Below are 15,584 nucleotides of genomic sequence, written 5' to 3' on the forward strand. Positions count from 1 at the left end.
ATGGCCGCGCCGCTGATGACGCAATGGCACCGTTTCTGCCGCCTGCCGGGCGGCCGCTATCTCTTTGGCCGTATGCTCGGCTTTGTCGTGCCTTATGCCGCGACGATCCGGCCCGATGTGCTGAGCCTGGAACCGGGCCGCGCCCGCATGCGGTTGGCCGACCGCCGCGGCGTGCGCAACCATTTGCGCTCAATCCATGCCACGGCGCTGATCACGCTGGCCGAGACCACGGCCAATCTGGCGATGAGTACCGGCCAGCCAAAGCAGGGCCGCTGGATCGTTACCGGCATGGACAGCGAGTTCATCAAGAAGGCGCGCGGACCGATCACTGCCGACTGCCGGATAGAAGACCAGGATTGGTCGAAACCGCAGGATGTGCAGGGCTGTGTCGAATTGCGCGACCAGGCCGGCGATCTGGTGATGCTGGCGCGGCCACGCTGGCGTATTGGGCCAGCCTGACTGGCGCATTGGCCTGAGGGGCTTCCGCGCTACCCTGGTGCTGGCTATTCTTGGCGGATGGAAACGCCGAGGGAAACCGAACAAGGCAGGGAGTTCCGTGCCGATGGCCGCCGCGCCGCCGGCCTGCCGCCGGAGGTGCTGAAGCGGCTCTACCAGCTTGCCTTCTGGCCCGCTATGCTGGGCGTGATCGAGACGGTTGGCGTGCTGGCCTTGGCGATTGCCGCCTGCCTGATCTGGTGGACTCCCTGGGTAGTGGCGCCGCTGCTGATCGTGATCTGCTCGCGCCAGCAGGCCTGTTTCGTGCTGGCACATGATGCCGCGCATTACCGCCTGTTCGCGCAGCGCTGGCTCAACGATCTGGTCGGCTGCCTGGTGGCCATACCGGTCGGCATATCGATGCGCACCTACCGCGTGGTGCACCGCCTGCACCACAATCATCTCTACGAAGCCCGCGACCCTGATATTCCGCTGCATGGTGGCTATCCGCGCGGTCGTGCCTATCTGGTGAAGAAACTGCTGCGCGATCTTACTGGCGCCACAGCACCCAAGACTTACGCCTATTTCTTCGGCGCCCCGGCGATCAACGACGATGCCGCTGCCGTCAACCGCCCGCTGGATGATACGGCACCGGAACTGCGCCGGGCCGCGCGCATCGACCGCTGGTGGGTGGTGGGATTTCATGTTGCCGCACCCATTGCAGCCTATGCCGGCGGCTATCTGGTCGAATACCTGGTGCTATGGCTGCTGCCCCTGGTGACGCTGCTGCAGGCTTTGCTGCGGCTGCGCGCCATCTGTGAGCATGGCGCGGTGAGCGACACGGCGTCGCCGCTGCTGGCGGCGCGCAGCAATACCGGGCCGGCCTGGCTGATCTGGCTGATGTTTCCGCATCAGGTTAATTATCATATCGAGCATCATCTCTATCCGGCGATCCCGTTCTACAACCTGCGTCGTGCCCATGCCGAAATGCAGGCGCGTGGCCTGCTGCACGGCGCCGAGGTGCGCGATATCCGCGACACGCTGCGGCGCATCTTTGCCGAGCGGCCAGTGCAAGCTAAACCGGCCTGACGGCCTGATAGTCCGAAGGAGAGTGCCATGCAGATCGGCCTGCTGCTGTTTCCCAACCTGACGCAACTCGATCTCACCGGGCCTTTCGAGGTATTCGCCCGCACGCCGGGCGCCACTGTGCATCTGCTGTGGAAGACGCTCGATCCGGTGCGCGATGACCGTGGCTTGCGCATGCTGCCGAGCATGACGCTGCAGGACTCGCCGCAACTGGATGTGATCTGCGTGCCGGGCGGCCCGGGGCAGATCGATCTGATGCTGGATGACGAGGTGCTGGAATTCCTGCGCCGCCAGGCCGATGGCGCGCGCTGGATCACCTCTGTCTGCACCGGCGCCCTGGTGCTCGGCGCCGCCGGTCTGCTGAAAGGCTACAAGGCCACCACCCATTGGGCATCGCATGACCAGTTGGCGATGTTCGGCGCCAAGCCGGTGCAGGCGCGCTATGTGGTGGATCGCAACCGCGTCACCGGCGGCGGCGTCACCGCCGGGATCGATTTCGCGCTCAAGCTGGTGGCCGAGATGCTGGGCGAGGATGTCGCCAAGGCGATCCAGCTTTCGATCGAGTATGATCCGGCGCCGCCGTTCAATGCCGGTTCACCCGAGGGCGCTGGCGAAGCCGTACTGGGCAGGATGCGCGGCGCGATGGCACCCATGCTGGAAAAGCGCATGGCGGCCAGCAAGGCTGCGGCAGCCAGGCTCTAGGAGGGCGGCTTTAATTCTCCAACCACCCCGATGGTTCGGGGCGGTTGGAGTAATCTGACTTACGGCTTCTGTGCGGCGAAGGTGCCGGCGGCCTGGTAGTTGGTGCCGGTCAGTGTGAAGTTGCCCGCCGCCGCCTTCACCGGATCGGTGCCGCCCTTGAAGAACGAACCCGCAAGCTGTCCGGTGATGCCGGTGCCGCTCAGGCTGCCGTTGAAGTCACGGCCGTTGGCCGAGTTGAGCGCGCCGGTGATATTGGCCAGATTGTCGAAACTGGTGATTGTGGTAGTACCGCCCTTGGTGGCGAAGTTCCAGCTTTGCGTATAGTTGCCGATGGCGACGTAGCGGGAGCCGTTGTTGTTCACGTTGCCGATCACGTTGCCGGTGTAGCTGGCGGTGCCAGTGGTCGGCACTTCGGCGACGTTTGGCAGTACGCCGGCGACCCAGGTGGCCAGATGCACGCGGTCGCGCTCGTTGATGGTGTCGCCGGTATTGTGGCGGATATCGGTGATCCACCAGCCCCATTTCAGATATTCGCAGCTGCACAGCGTCACGTCATTCGGTATGGCGCTGCTGCTCACCGAGGCCAGGGTGCTGGTCACCATGATGCCGCGCTGGTCCACGCTCACCGAAGTGCCGCCATTCACGCCGGCGCCGCCGTTAAAGGTGTTGTCGGTGGCGCCGGAAACGTCGCGGGCGGCAAAGATATTGTCGTTGATGAAGGCCGACGAGCCGTTGGATGTGCCGGTAATCGACCCCATCTTGACCAGGTAGCTGTTGGTGCTGGTGCCGTTCAGCACATCGCCGAGGGCGAAGCTGCTGGAAACGCGGTTGTTGGTGGCGCTGGTCTGGATCGTCACGTCGGCGGCGGTGCCGCTCTGGTTCACCAGCACACGGTCGGTGCCGGAAACCGTGCCATTGCCCAGCGGGCTCACTTCCATCAGGCCGCCGGCATAGCCGTTCAGCGTCAGGTCGTTGCGCCCCGGGTTGGAAAGCGTGCCGTTATAAGTGGTCTGCCGGTTCGCCACTTCGAAGAAGTTGTAGCTGCTGCCGGTCAGGTTGGTATGCGGCTGATTGAAGGCCAGGGCGGTCTCGCGGTCGATGGTGCTGTCGACGGTGTTATTTACCGTGGCATCCGGGGTCAGCACCATATGATCGGCATTGGAACCGTAGATGGCGTTGCGGGTATCAGCATCGGCGCTGGTCACATTGCTGACCAGCCGGGTGGTGGTGTCGGTGTCGCTGTAGCGGATCGAGCCGCGCATGCCGCCGGTCAGCGCCACGTCGTTATTCGCCGCTTCCTCGACGAAATTGCCGGTTTCCGCGACCAGGAAAGATTGCTGACTGGCGCCCTGGCCGTAGATGCCAATGGAGGCCTGGGTATGCACCGCGCGGATCGGCGAGGAACTGGTGCCGGCATAAGTGAGGTTATTGGAGAAGGCCGCGTAAAGCGGCGAAACCTCGCGGACGTTCGACAGATTTGCATTGCCGGTAAAGCTGATCGCGGTGTTGGCGAAGGGCACCGGGTTGTTGCCCTGGCCCATATTGTAGGCCGCCAGACCGGTGGTGGGGAAATCCACGCGTGGCGTCGGGTTGCCGCCGAACACCACAGTGCGGGCGGTATTGTCCAGGCTGTCGCGCAAGCCGGCGAAGAAGAAGGATTGATCAGCGGCGTAATACACCGTGCCGGCCTGCTGGCCGTAGGGCGAAATCACGGTGCCGGCACCGGCGGAATAGCTGCTGCTCGCCGGCACGGCATAGAAATACAGATCGCCCTCGGTGGTGGCGGCCTTCATCCAGGTCTGATCCAGCCGGGTGAAGGTGATATTGGCGTTGTTATAGGTGCTCACCGCTGTGGCACGCAAAGTGGAATTGTTGAAGCCGGTGAATGCATTGATGCTGTTGGTCGGGTCGGAGCGCAGGAAGCGGCCAAGGAAGCCTGTGGACGTGGTGTTGCTGGAAGCCGCAACGGTGCCGATGGCCTGATAGCCGGTGCCGGTCAGGGTGAATTCGCCACCGACATACTTGGCGTTATTGCCCAAACCGTCACTGAAGAAGGAGGCGGAAACCGCGCCGCTGATTCCAGTGCCGTACAGCTGCGTCAGGTTGGCATTGAAGTCACGGTCATTGCTCGGAGTGGAGGCCGAACCGACGAAATTATAGCCGTCGAAATTGGTGATGTAGATCTGGCCGGTCTTGCTGGCGAAGTTCCAGGTCTGGAGATAGTTGCCCAGGGTGAGGTAGCGGTTGGTGCCGCTGGTCACGCTGCCGAGTGCCTGGCCGCGGAAGGTGGCGGTGCCGGTCTGCTGGATGGCGTTGGTCGCCGGCAGCAGGCCGGTGACGAAGGTGCCCATATGCACGCGGTCATTCGGCCCGGCACTGGCTTCCTGCATGTTGCTGAGCCACCAGCCCCAGGATAGGTCGGTGCAGGTGGAACAGAATGCGTTGCCGGAGCTGACAAAGCTGCTGTTTACGCTGGCCAGCGCGGAGGAAGCCAGGAAATTCTGCGCGCTCTGCACCGACGTGGAATCAACCTTGCTGGTGCGGGCATAGGATTCGCGCGCGGCATAGAGGCTGTCGTTGATGAAGGAGGAACGCGAAACGCTGTCGTTGAGACCGGCATTCACATCGCCGAATTCAATCGTGAAATCCTGCGTGCTGCCACGCAGGACGAAGCTGGCGCTTGCCTGATTGCTGGTGGCATTGGTGGTCAGCGACACGTTCGTCGGAAGATGATCCTTGGTGTAGAGGATCTGATCGGTCTGCCCGGCGCGTTCCAGCATACCGGAGGCATAGCCTTGCAGGGTGCGGCTGCTGCGGTTCGGGCTGGTGACAATGCTGGGATTGCTGGTGCGTGTGGCACCGTTCATGAAGAAATAATCGTCCACCACTGGCGTGGTGCCGGCCAGCGAGGAAACGCCGATCTTCATGGTGCGGGTAACGGCCTCGGTATCGGTGTCGAGGTAGAGGCTGTCGGGCGTCAGCACCAGATATTCGCCAGTGGCGCCGAACACCGAGGAGCCATTGCTGCCTGCGGCGGCGCTGCTGACGCTGGAGGTATAATTGCGCAGGTTGCTTGTGGCATTCGCGCGATAGGAGCCGTTCAAGCCACCGGTCAGCACCACGTCGTTCTGGGCGGTATCGTTGGCGAATACACCGGTCATGCCCGAAAGCATCGAAGCCTGGCTGGCGCCTTGGCCGGAAATCGAAATCGTCGCCTGCAGGTTGGTGGCGAGCGCGCCGGTCATGCCGCTGGGCTGCATGTTGTTGGAATGATTCGAGTAGAGCTTCGACACCTGGGCGCTGGTGGCAGCTGCGGTGCTGTTCAACTCCGAACTCAATAGCGCCACGCTGTTCACGCCGTTCAGCAGGGTATAGGTGCTGTAGCCACTATGCTTGAAATTGGCGGTGGTGGTCGGCGTGCCGCCGAACGTCACCAGCTTGGTGGTGGAGGCGAACTGGCTCTGCAGCGAGTAATAGAAGAAGTCGCGGTCCGTGCTGACGTAGCCGCTGCCGTTGATAGAGCCGTACGGCGAGTTGGAGACGGAAAGGCTGAAGGCGGAATCGTAGGTGTTGATCGGCAGAGTCAGCGTGGTGCCCGTGCCGATGGGCGTGGACCCGATAGTTGCCTGCAGCGACGTGGATGCGCTCTGGTTGGCGGCATAGAGCCGGAAACTGCCGCTATTGAGGCTCTGATTATAGGTCGGGTTCACCGTGGCGTTGCCGGTGGTGGTGTTGGTGCTGGAGAAAATCTCCGCCGTGCTGCCATTGTCATACAGGAAGCGACCGATCCGACCGGGCAATTGCGTGATCACCGGCTGATTGGTGTTCGTCGCCTGCTGGTTCTGGCTCTGATTCTGGCTGCTGCTGACCGACTTGCTGGCCTGTTCCGTGCTGCTGGATTGCTGCGGCGCAGGATTGGAACTCTGCTGCTGCTGCACCTGGGGCGCCGGCGATATCGTCGACATCGACGATGGCGAATTGGCGGAGTTTTGCTGCGAGACGCCGGAACTGGACAACCCGGCCTCGATACTGCCGCCGCCGGTCGAGCCGCCGCCACTGTCGTTGCCGCCGCCACCACTACTGCTGCTGGAACTGCTTTGCTTGGTGGTCTGGGCATTGGTCTGGCGCATCTGCTGCGCGGTCACAATCTGCGGCGGTTCCGGCGGACCGGCAGGCGGCACGAAGATCGCGGTGCCTGGCACCGAAGTGACCTGCGTGGTGCCGCCCTGGGTCACGCTTAGCTGGTTACCATACACGAAGGTGGCGGTGGATGAGATCGATGGGGGAACCGATGACGGGGGGGCCGACGGCGAGGCGTTCGGCGGGACGTTTTGTATGGCCTGAATGACGACCACGCCGCCACGGATGCCCATGGTGGCGCTGCCGGCCTTGATCTGCACCGGGTTTTCCTTGGAAATCTTGCCGCCGATGAAGCGGAAGGTGCCCTTGGCCACCGAAACCGCCATCTGCCCGGTGCCCTTGGCCGGATCATAGACAAAGGTATCCAGCACCATCTCGCTGTTCGGGCCAATGGAAATGGCGCTGCCGTCGTTGAACAGCAACTGCACCTGGCCGTTCGGGCCGGTCTCCACCTTCTCGTCCTTCAGCATGTTGGTGCCGACTTCGATCAGGCGCTTCTGCATCTGCGGCGGGGTGCCGGCGGCATCGGGGTTCACCGCTGCCGCCACGCCGATGGGTTCGGAGGCGGCAAGGGCGGGATGCAAGGCGAAGAGGGCCAGGGCGGGAAGAACGGCCAGGGCGGCGGCGCGGGTCGTGCGGCGTGCGGTCATGGCTTGTGCTCCTAGAAACGGTAGCTGACGCCGAGCGTCATGGCGTTGTTGGTATACTGGTAGTTTGGCAGCGACGATGAGCGGATGGTGCGGGCCGCCATGGCGATCACCGTCCAGTCCTTGTTGATCGGTATCGCCTGTGTCACCGAGAAGCGCCAATCCTTGTCGAACCGGGTAATGTTCGGGTCGATGGTGGCATCCTGGGTTTCATAGGGCGTGAAGGCGCGGGTGACGCTGCCGATCAGTGTCCAGCGCGGCATCGTCTTGTCGATCGGCGAGTCGAAATTCCACGCCGCGCCAAAGCTCCAGGAATATTCAAAGCTGCCCTGGGCATCGGCCTGGGTTTCCTGCTTGGTCAGGCTGCCACCGAGATTGATGCTGAGATCTTCGCTGATCACCCGCACGATGCGGGCGCGTAGCGCGCGTTCCAGGCCGTCGCGGTCGCTTTTGCTCGGGCTCTTGAAGCTGTTGCGGTAACGCTTGTCGCGCCATTCCGTGGTCAGCTCCGCGAGCGTCAGCGGATTGAGTGTCGCAGTCAGCGAGGCGCCGGCACCGGGCGAGAAAAAGTCGCGCACATCGTCGATGGCCACATAGGTGATCAGGCCATAGGGGCGGAAGGTGAGATCGTAATCATTGCCGGGGAAAATCTTCAGGCTGGGGCCGGTGGTGATTTCGCCCAGCGACACGTCCACGGTCTTCTGCGCCGCCTGGCGCGAGCCGAAGGTGGTGATCGAGGTATCCCAGGTATCGGGCAGCGCCTGGTCCATCTGGTAGGTATGCTTGGCGCTGACCGCCGCGAAGGCATTCCAGTCCTTCTTTTGTGTGAACTGCGAATCCAGCGTTGAGGCAACGCCCTGCACCGACACCACGCCATCGGCGGAAGCGGTATTGGCATTGGATTGCCAGCGCACGCCGGCGAAAACCGACCCCGACCATTTATGCCGCTTCTGGCGGTTGTCGATTTCGGCGAGGAAGCTATCCACCTTGGTTTTCACTTCCGCCGGCGCGTTGGGATCATCCTTCACGGTGAGGAAGTAGGCGCGCGCGGCTTCGTATGAACCGAGGCGGAAATACAGCGCGCCGAGTTCGAGCTGGATGCGCGGCAGATTCGGGTTGATGAACAGCATGCGCTCCAGTGCCGCCACCGCGCCTTCAAGATCGCCGGCCTTGATCGCTTCACCAGCGAAGGCGAATGTCTTGTCGAGATTGCCGGGATCACTGAGCATCGCCTTGAAGGCGGCATCGTATTCCGGTGAGTAGTTGATCTGCTGCTGTGCTGTTGCCGGCTCTGCGCAAAGCAGGCTGCCGATCAAGGCGAGCGCAGACATGGCGAGGCGGCGCGAAGTTTTTTTCTTGTGAGGCGACACGTCTGGAGCTTCCCTGAAGCACTACTTGTTATACGCTGCTTGCAACCAAGCTCAGAATAAGCAATTTCTTCTTCGTTGCGAAGTGGGTTCGTATTGGTTATCCGCGAATTTAGGGTGATTTCACGATGCTGTGGAAAACCCCATAAAAAGGCGGCAAGGGTCGGGGGCAAAGATGAAGTGGTTCAGGCAAGCCAGTGTTTATGTGCCGACCCTGGTTCTCCTGGCGGCATTAGGCCTGCGCGGGCTGGATCCGGCTGGGCTGCTGTCAGATTTCCGCACAATCGTGTTCGATTATTACCAGCGCATTGCGCCCAGGCCATTCCAGGAGGCGCCGGTACGGGTGATCGATATCGACGACGAGAGCCTGGAGAAGAGCGGCCTGCAATGGCCGTGGCCGCGCCCGGTGGTGGCCGAGATGGTGGCCCAGCTTGCCAATGCCGGCGCTGCCGCCATCGTGTTCGATATCGTGTTCGCGGAACCCGACCGTACTTCACCGGCTCAGGTGGCGAAGCTGTGGGAAAAGATCACCGGCGCGGAGGATATCACCCAGCGCCTGGCCGATCTGCCGGACCATGACGCCATGCTCGCCGATATTCTCGGCCAGGCCAAGAATGCCGTCACCGGCTTTGTCCTCACCGAGGAGAAGAATGACCGAAAGCCCAGATTGCGCGCGGGTTTTGCCACTGCCGGCGACAATCCGCGCCCATTCCTGCAGGGTGATTTCCACGGCACCGTGCCGACCCTGCCGGCCTTCGAGGCCGCCGCCGCCGGCAACGGCTCGTTCAACTTCCATCCCGGCCGCGATCTGGTGGTGCGCTCCGTGCCGCTGCTGTTCCAGCTTAACGGCCAGCTGCTGCCCAGCATCGTCGCCGAGTCGCTGCGCGTGGCGCAGAATGCCCGCAGCTATGTTGTGAAATCTTCCGGTGCCAGCGGCGAGACTGCCTTGGGGGCCGCCACCGGCATCAACAACATCAAGATCGGCAATTATGTGGTGCCGACCACTGCCGATGGTCAGATTCTGATTCATTTCACCCTGCCGGAACCGAAACGCTATCTCTCGGCCTGGAAACTGCTGGACGGCGAATTCGATCCTGCCCTGGTGGAAGGCAATATCGTGCTGATCGGCACCTCGGCGGCTGGCCTGCGCGATATCCGGCCGTCGCCGATCAATCCGGTGATGCCGGGTGTGGAGGCCCATGCCCAGGCCATCGAGCAGGTGCTGCTTGGCCATTACCTGCAACGGCCGGATTGGTCGGAAGGCCTGGAATGGGTGTTCACCATCGTGCTGGGCATCGGTTTGATCATACTTCTGGCGCGCGGCGGCGCGGTCGGTACGGCCCTGTTTGGCGGCGGCGCCATCCTGCTCGCCTTCGGGCTTTCCTGGTATGGCTACAGCGTCCATACCCTGCTGATTGATCCGGTGACGCCGAGCCTCGCCGGCTTCCTGGTCTATCTTTCCGGTTCGCTGGTCGGCTACATGCGCACCGAAGCCGAGAAGCGCCAAGTGCGCGGCGTGTTCTCGCGCTATGTGTCGCCCGATCTGGTGGAACAGCTCGCCGCTCATCCTGAGCGCGTCAAGCTGGGCGGCGAAACCCGCGTCATGACCTTCCTGTTCTGCGATATCCGTGGCTTCACGGCGGTTTCAGAGCAGTACAAGGGCAATCCGCAAGGGCTGACCAAGCTGATCAACCGCTTCCTGACGCCGATGACCAATGTGATCCTGAATCGCCACGGCACCATCGACAAATACATGGGCGATTGCATCATGGCATTCTGGAATGCGCCGCTGGATGATGCGCAACATGCCGACCATGCTTGCGCCGCGGCCCTACGCATGTTCGAGCGCCTCCAGCAGCTCAATGCCACGCTGGAGGCCGAGGCCAAGGAGGCGTCGAAGCCCTTCGTGCCGATCAATATTGGTGTCGGCCTCAATACCGGCGAATGCGTGGTCGGCAATATGGGGGCCAAGCAGCGTTATGATTATTCCGTGCTGGGTGATGCCGTGAACCTGGCCTCGCGGCTTGAAGGCCAGTCCAAGACCTATGGCGTCGGCATCGTGGTCGGCGAGGCGACCAAGGATCAGGCCTCGGACTGGGCGATGCTGGAACTGGATCTGATCGCGGTGAAGGGCAAGACCGAGGCGGTGCGCATCTTCGCCCTGCTCGGCGATGCCGCCAAGGCGGCCAGCCCGGACTTCCAGCAATTGCAGGCCGACCACAGCGCCATGCTGGCGGCCTATCGCGGCCAGGATTGGGATGCGGCGGAGGCAGCGGCCCGGGCACGGGCCCAGGCCAACCCTGAACTGGAGGACCTCTATGACCTCTATCTGGAGCGGATCGGGGAGTACCGCGCCAGCCCGCCGGGCGCCAACTGGGATGGGGTGTTCGTTGCCACTTCAAAGTAGGTAAATCAACAAGTTAGTTTATTTTATCATATAAGGAATGTGAAATAATATAAAACTGAACTCAATTATGTGAAACATGCTTGACTATGATATGTGCGTGTAAAATATTCCCTGGCACAGACTGCTAGCGGGGAATGTCGATCCAGGCGTTCCCGCGCGATGCCGCCCCTGGAGCTGCCCCATGTCTTCCTTCCCCGCCTTCCTCACTCTGCGCCAACGGCCGGTCCTGGTCGTCGGCGGCGGGGAGAATGCCGCCCGCAAGGTGCGGCTGCTGCGCGATGCCGAGGCCGTGCTGACCGTGCTGGCACCCGCGCTCAATGCCGAACTGGCTGGTCTTGTCGCTCAAGGGGCGATCCGGCACCGCGCCGAAACCTTCTCGCCGGTGGCGCTGGAAGGCTTCCTGATCGTTATCAGTGCCGATCCCAATATAGATGAGCAGGTAGCTGCCGCCGCAAAGGCGCGCGGCCTGCTGATCAATGTGGTGGACCGTGCCGACCTGTCCGATTTCACCGTGCCGGCCATCGTGCGCCGGGGCGATATCACGGTCGGCATCGCCACCGATGGCAGCGCGCCGATGCTGGCCAGCCGGCTGCGCGCCGAAATCGAGGCGATGCTGCCGAGCCGGCTTGGCGATCTGGCGAAACTGGCCGGGGATTTCCGCTCCAGCGTCAGCCGCATGTTGCCCGATGCGGAAGCCCGCCGCGCCTTCTGGCGCCGCGTGTTCGATGGCCCGGCGGCGGCCCAGGCCCTGGAAGGCCGCCTCACGGCCGCGCGCGAGACCATGCTGCGCGAACTGAACCGCCCGCAGGCAGAGATTGCCGGCGTGGTGCATATCGTCGGCGGTGGCCCCGGCGATCCCGATCTGCTCACCATCGCGGCGCAGCGCGCGCTCAGCGCCGCCGATGTGGTGTTCTACGATGATCTGGTGGCGCCGGCTGTGCTGGAGCGGGCGCGGCGCGATGCCGAGCGCGTTGCTGTCGGCAAGCGCAAGGGCAGCCACCGCATCGACCAGGCCGGCATCAACGCCTTGCTGCTGCAGGCCGCAGAGGCCGGCAAGCGCGTGGTGCGGCTGAAAGCCGGCGATCCCTTCATCTTCGGCCGTGGCGGCGAGGAGGTTGATCACCTTGAAGCCCATGGCGTCGAGGTGACGGTGATTCCAGGCATCACGGCAGCACTCGGCTGCGCTGCTGCTGCCGGCATCCCGCTCACCCATCGCGACATGAGCCGCGCGCTCACCCTGGTCACCGGCCATGACAAGAGCGGCGCGGCAGCCCTGGCCTGGGCCGAACGCGTGAAGGCGGATGAGACGCTGGTGATCTATATGGGCCTGAGTCAGGCGGCAGCAATCCGCGATGCCCTGCTCAAGCATGGCGTTGCCGCCGATCTGCCGGTGGCGCTGATCGAGAATGGCAGCCGCCCGGATCAGATCGTCAGCCAGGGCCGGCTAGCCGATCTGGTGGCGTTGGGCCAGCGCCATGGCTCCGGCCCCACCTTGCTGGTGCTCGGCGCCGTTGCCGCCCGCGCCCGTGTTACCGCTGCCGCGTCGCCGCAGCGCAAGATTGCCTGAGAAAGACCGCCCCCATGGCCAAAGCCCCGAAGCTCAAGAACAACCCGCAGATCGTCACCGCCAATCATCTGGTGCGTGGCGATGTGGTCTATCTCACCGCCGCGGCGGCCTGGAGCCGCAGCATCACGGACGCAGCCGTGGCGCCCGATGAGGCCGCCGCTGCCGATCTGCTTGCCGAAGCCAATGCCCAGGCGGCGCGCAACATTGTAGTGGCACCCTATCTGGTGCCGGTCGAGCCTGGCAGCACGCCCCCGCTGCCGGTGCAGTTCCGCGAGCGCATCCGCGCCCAAGGACCAACGACCGAAGAGTCGGCGACGAAAGCAGCCTGAGGAAATCGTCATGTACCGTTATGATCCATTAGACCAGCAATTGATCGATGAACGCCTGGCACAGTTTCGTGGCCAGGTGGAGCGTCGCATCAGCGGCGACCTGAGCGAGGACGAGTTCAAGCCGCTGCGGCTACAGAACGGCCTCTACCTCCAGCTTCATGCCTACATGCTGCGTGTCGCGATTCCCTATGGCACGCTGGCTTCGCATCAGCTGCGCGGCCTGGCGCGGGTTGCCAGCCGCTATGACCGTGGCTGGGGCCATTTCACCACACGGCAGAATATCCAGTTCAACTGGATCAAGCTGGAAGACGCGCCGGAAGCCCTGGCGGTGCTGGCGGACGTGCAGATGCACGCCATTCAGACCTCGGGCAACTGCATCCGCAACACCACCACGGACCAGTATGCCGGCGTGGCGGCCGACGAGATCGAGGATCCGCGCGTATGGTGCGAGATCATCCGGCAATGGTCGACCTTCCACCCGGAATTCGCCTTCCTGCCGCGCAAGTTCAAGATCGCTGTTACCGGCTCGCCGCATGACCGCGCCGCCGTGCGCGTGCATGATATCGGCCTGCGCATGCTGAAGAACGATGCCGGCGAAACCGGCTTCGAGGTGTTTGTTGGCGGTGGCCTGGGCCGCTCGCCCTTCATCGGCAAGACCATCCGCAGCTTCCTGCCGAAGCAGCATCTGCTGAGCTATCTGGAAGCCATCCTGCGCGTCTATAACCGCCATGGCCGCCGCGACAATCTCTACAAGGCGCGGATCAAGATCCTGGTGCATGAAACCGGCATTGACAAAATCCGCGAGGAAACCGAAGCCGAGTGGGCGCTGATCAAGGATGGCGCGCTGAAATTGCCGCAGGACGTGATCGACGGCATCGCGGCGCAATTTGCACCACCTGCCTATGTCGATCTGCCGGCCGCGCCGCCGGCGGGCTTGCTGGAAGCCCTGCGCCAGGACAAGGAATTCGCCCATTGGCATCGCCAAAACGTGGTGAAGCACCGCCAGGCCGGCTATGCCATCGTCAATATTTCGTTGAAGGAAGAGGGCAAGCCGCCGGGCGATATCACTGCCGACCAATTGGCGGCGGTGGCTGATCTGGCCGAAAGCTATTCCTTCGGCGAGGCACGGGTGACGCATGAGCAGAACCTGGTGCTGCCACATGTGGCCCAGGCTGACCTGCCGCTGCTGTGGCGGGCACTGAAGGCGCAAGGCCTGGCCACGCCAAATATCGGCCTAGTTTCGGATATCATTGCCTGCCCGGGCATGGATTATTGCGCGCTGGCCAACACGCGCTCTATCCCGATTGCCCAGGCCATCGCGCTGCGTTTCAAGAACTGGCAGCGGGCGCAGGATGTTGGCGAACTGAAGATCAAGATTTCCGGCTGCATCAATGCCTGCGGCCATCACCATGTCGGCCATATCGGCATCCTTGGCGTGGACAAGGCCGGTGAGGAATTCTTCCAGATCACCATCGGCGGTTCGGCCAGCGACGATGCCGCGCTCGGCGACCTGATCGGCCCGGCGCTGAACGAGCAGGATGCGCTGCGCGCCATCGACACGCTGGTCGAGACCTATCTCGGCCTGCGCCAGGAAGGCGAGCGTTTCCTCGACACCTACCGCCGCGTTGGTCTCACCCCGTTCAAGGAGCAGGTCTATGCCGCTCATTAAGAACGGAGTTGAGGTGACCGATGACTGGATCCTGGTTGCGGATGACGACGCCCTGCCGCCTGACGGCAAGACTCTGATATCGCTGAAGCGCTGGCAGGAGCAGAAGGCGCAGCTTGAGCAGCGCAATGCGCCGCTGGGTCTCAGCCTGCCGAACACGGCGGCGCCGGAGGAACTGAACGGCGATGTGCACCGCTTCGCGCTGATCGTGCTGAACTTCCCGAAATTCAGCGATGGCCGCGCCTATAGCCAGGCCCGCGTGCTGCGCGAGCATCTCGGCTATCAGGGGGAGCTGCGCGCCACTGGCCAGGTATTGCGCGATCAGCTGCTCTACATGCACCGCGCCGGCTTCGATGCCTTCGAGATCAACCGTCCCGATGCCGAGGTGGTGTTCAAGGCGGCGTTGCAGGAAATGACTGTGTTCTACCAGCCGACTGGCGATGACCGCTCAACAGCCTTACAGCAGCGCCTGGCGCGCAAGGCAGGTCTGTGAGTGCCGCGCTCGACATAAGCGGTAACACGCTCGCCGTCAGCGCGGCGTCGCTCAGCCGGCAATTCGCCGGCGCGCCGGCAGCAGATGTCCTGCGGGCCGCGATCCGAGACCTGTATCCGGGCCGCATCGCGCTGGTGTCGTCGTTCGGTGCCGAGGCTGCCGTGCTGTTGCATCTGGTGGCGCAGGTGGATACGGCAATGCCGGTGCTGTTCATCGATACCGGAAAGCTGTTCGATGAAACCATGGCCTACCGCGAGCAGCTGACGGCGCGACTTGGCCTCACCGATCTGCGCGTGCTGCATCCCGATCCGGCGCTGCTGGGCGCCAGTGACCCGAGCGGCACCTTGTGGTTCCGTGATGCCGATGCCTGCTGTGCCATCCGCAAGGTCGAGCCGCTGCAGCGCGGCCTCAAGTCCTTCGATGCCTGGATCAATGGCCGCAAGCGTTTCCAGGCCCGGAGCCGCGCCACCCTGCCGGTGGTGGAGGCGGTGGATGGCCGGCTGAAATTCAATCCGCTGGCCGACTGGACGGCGGAACAGCTTACAGATTATGCCAGCCGCCATGGCCTGCCGGCACATCCGCTGGTGGCTCAAGGGTTTCTTTCCATCGGCTGCGCGCCTTGTACCCAGCCGGTCGCGCCCGGCGAGGATGCGCGCGCGGGCCGTTGGCGTGGCCAGGATAAAGTCGAATGCGGCCTGCATATGGCTTTACCGGCCCGCCGCGTTAGTGAAGAATAGAACGACGA

At 63.3% G+C, this 15,584-nt stretch carries 11 protein-coding genes; 9 read left to right on the forward strand and 2 right to left on the reverse strand.

Going from position 1 to position 15,584, the window contains the following annotated elements; genetic code table 11:
* The 3 genes from ACQY7X_RS10590 to ACQY7X_RS10600 are packed head-to-tail and all read left to right on the forward strand — an operon-like array spanning position 1 to position 2,223.
* Positions 1-459, forward strand: coding sequence for a hotdog fold domain-containing protein (locus tag ACQY7X_RS10590; protein WP_428249882.1), 459 nt, complete (start codon positions 1-3; stop codon positions 457-459).
* A gap of 57 nt (positions 460-516) precedes the next feature.
* Complete coding sequence (locus ACQY7X_RS10595) at positions 517-1,524, forward strand: fatty acid desaturase family protein (protein ID WP_428249883.1); 1,008 nt, start codon at positions 517-519, stop codon at positions 1,522-1,524.
* A 27-nt stretch (positions 1,525-1,551) separates the two neighbouring features.
* Entirely contained in the window at positions 1,552-2,223 is a 672-nt protein-coding gene (locus tag ACQY7X_RS10600) for a DJ-1/PfpI family protein (RefSeq protein WP_428249884.1), read from the forward strand.
* Positions 2,224-2,282: 59 nt separating this feature from the next.
* Here ACQY7X_RS10600 and ACQY7X_RS10605 read toward each other — a convergent pair whose 3' ends face one another.
* Both ACQY7X_RS10605 and ACQY7X_RS10610 read right to left on the reverse strand, forming a co-directional pair.
* Positions 2,283-7,013: a FecR domain-containing protein gene (locus ACQY7X_RS10605; RefSeq protein ID WP_428249885.1), complete on the reverse strand. Its 4,731-nt coding sequence runs from the start codon at positions 7,011-7,013 to the stop codon at positions 2,283-2,285.
* 11 nt (positions 7,014-7,024) lie between these two features.
* Positions 7,025-8,341 carry a tetratricopeptide repeat protein gene (locus ACQY7X_RS10610; RefSeq protein WP_428249886.1) on the reverse strand — a complete coding sequence of 439 codons (1,317 nt, stop codon included), beginning with the start codon at positions 8,339-8,341 and terminating at the stop codon, positions 7,025-7,027.
* A 211-nt stretch (positions 8,342-8,552) separates the two neighbouring features.
* On the opposite strand from ACQY7X_RS10610, the gene ACQY7X_RS10615 reads away from it, so the two are divergent.
* From ACQY7X_RS10615 to ACQY7X_RS10640, 6 genes are all read left to right on the forward strand, one after another.
* Positions 8,553-10,784: a CHASE2 domain-containing protein gene (locus ACQY7X_RS10615; RefSeq protein WP_428249887.1), complete on the forward strand. Its 2,232-nt coding sequence runs from the start codon at positions 8,553-8,555 to the stop codon at positions 10,782-10,784.
* Positions 10,785-10,965: 181 nt separating this feature from the next.
* Positions 10,966-12,351 carry a siroheme synthase CysG gene (gene cysG, locus ACQY7X_RS10620; RefSeq protein WP_428249888.1) on the forward strand — a complete coding sequence of 462 codons (1,386 nt, stop codon included), beginning with the start codon at positions 10,966-10,968 and terminating at the stop codon, positions 12,349-12,351.
* Positions 12,352-12,365: 14 nt separating this feature from the next.
* The gene (locus ACQY7X_RS10625; RefSeq protein ID WP_428249889.1) at positions 12,366-12,680 is read left to right on the forward strand and encodes a DUF2849 domain-containing protein; all 315 of its coding nucleotides are present in this window, start codon (positions 12,366-12,368) and stop codon (positions 12,678-12,680) included.
* Between the two features lie 10 nt (positions 12,681-12,690).
* Positions 12,691-14,349, forward strand: coding sequence for a nitrite/sulfite reductase (locus ACQY7X_RS10630; protein ID WP_428249890.1), 1,659 nt, complete (start codon positions 12,691-12,693; stop codon positions 14,347-14,349).
* Positions 14,336-14,839, forward strand: coding sequence for a DUF934 domain-containing protein (locus ACQY7X_RS10635; protein ID WP_428249891.1), 504 nt, complete (start codon positions 14,336-14,338; stop codon positions 14,837-14,839). The genes ACQY7X_RS10630 and ACQY7X_RS10635 overlap by 14 nt, the downstream gene beginning before the upstream one ends.
* Positions 14,836-15,576: a phosphoadenylyl-sulfate reductase gene (locus ACQY7X_RS10640; RefSeq protein WP_428249892.1), complete on the forward strand. Its 741-nt coding sequence runs from the start codon at positions 14,836-14,838 to the stop codon at positions 15,574-15,576. The genes ACQY7X_RS10635 and ACQY7X_RS10640 overlap by 4 nt, the downstream gene beginning before the upstream one ends.
* Positions 15,577-15,584: the final 8 nt, after the last annotated feature.

Origin of the sequence: Ferrovibrio sp. (assembly GCF_965278975.1) — a bacterium.
GTDB lineage: Bacteria > Pseudomonadota > Alphaproteobacteria > Ferrovibrionales > Ferrovibrionaceae > Ferrovibrio.

Bases quoted from the DNA above. Each gene is read 5' to 3' on its own strand.
- ACQY7X_RS10605 (WP_428249885.1), bottom strand. From the start codon at position 7,013: ATGACCGCACGCCGCACGACCCGCGCCGCCGCCCTGGCCGTTCTTCCC.
- ACQY7X_RS10625 (WP_428249889.1), top strand. From the start codon at position 12,366: ATGGCCAAAGCCCCGAAGCTCAAGAACAACCCGCAGATCGTCACCGCC.
- ACQY7X_RS10595 (WP_428249883.1), top strand. From the start codon at position 517: ATGGAAACGCCGAGGGAAACCGAACAAGGCAGGGAGTTCCGTGCCGAT.
- ACQY7X_RS10590 (WP_428249882.1), top strand. From the start codon at position 1: ATGGCCGCGCCGCTGATGACGCAATGGCACCGTTTCTGCCGCCTGCCG.
- cysG (WP_428249888.1), top strand. From the start codon at position 10,966: ATGTCTTCCTTCCCCGCCTTCCTCACTCTGCGCCAACGGCCGGTCCTG.
- ACQY7X_RS10635 (WP_428249891.1), top strand. From the start codon at position 14,336: ATGCCGCTCATTAAGAACGGAGTTGAGGTGACCGATGACTGGATCCTG.
- ACQY7X_RS10615 (WP_428249887.1), top strand. From the start codon at position 8,553: ATGAAGTGGTTCAGGCAAGCCAGTGTTTATGTGCCGACCCTGGTTCTC.
- ACQY7X_RS10610 (WP_428249886.1), bottom strand. From the start codon at position 8,341: ATGTCTGCGCTCGCCTTGATCGGCAGCCTGCTTTGCGCAGAGCCGGCA.
- ACQY7X_RS10630 (WP_428249890.1), top strand. From the start codon at position 12,691: ATGTACCGTTATGATCCATTAGACCAGCAATTGATCGATGAACGCCTG.
- ACQY7X_RS10600 (WP_428249884.1), top strand. From the start codon at position 1,552: ATGCAGATCGGCCTGCTGCTGTTTCCCAACCTGACGCAACTCGATCTC.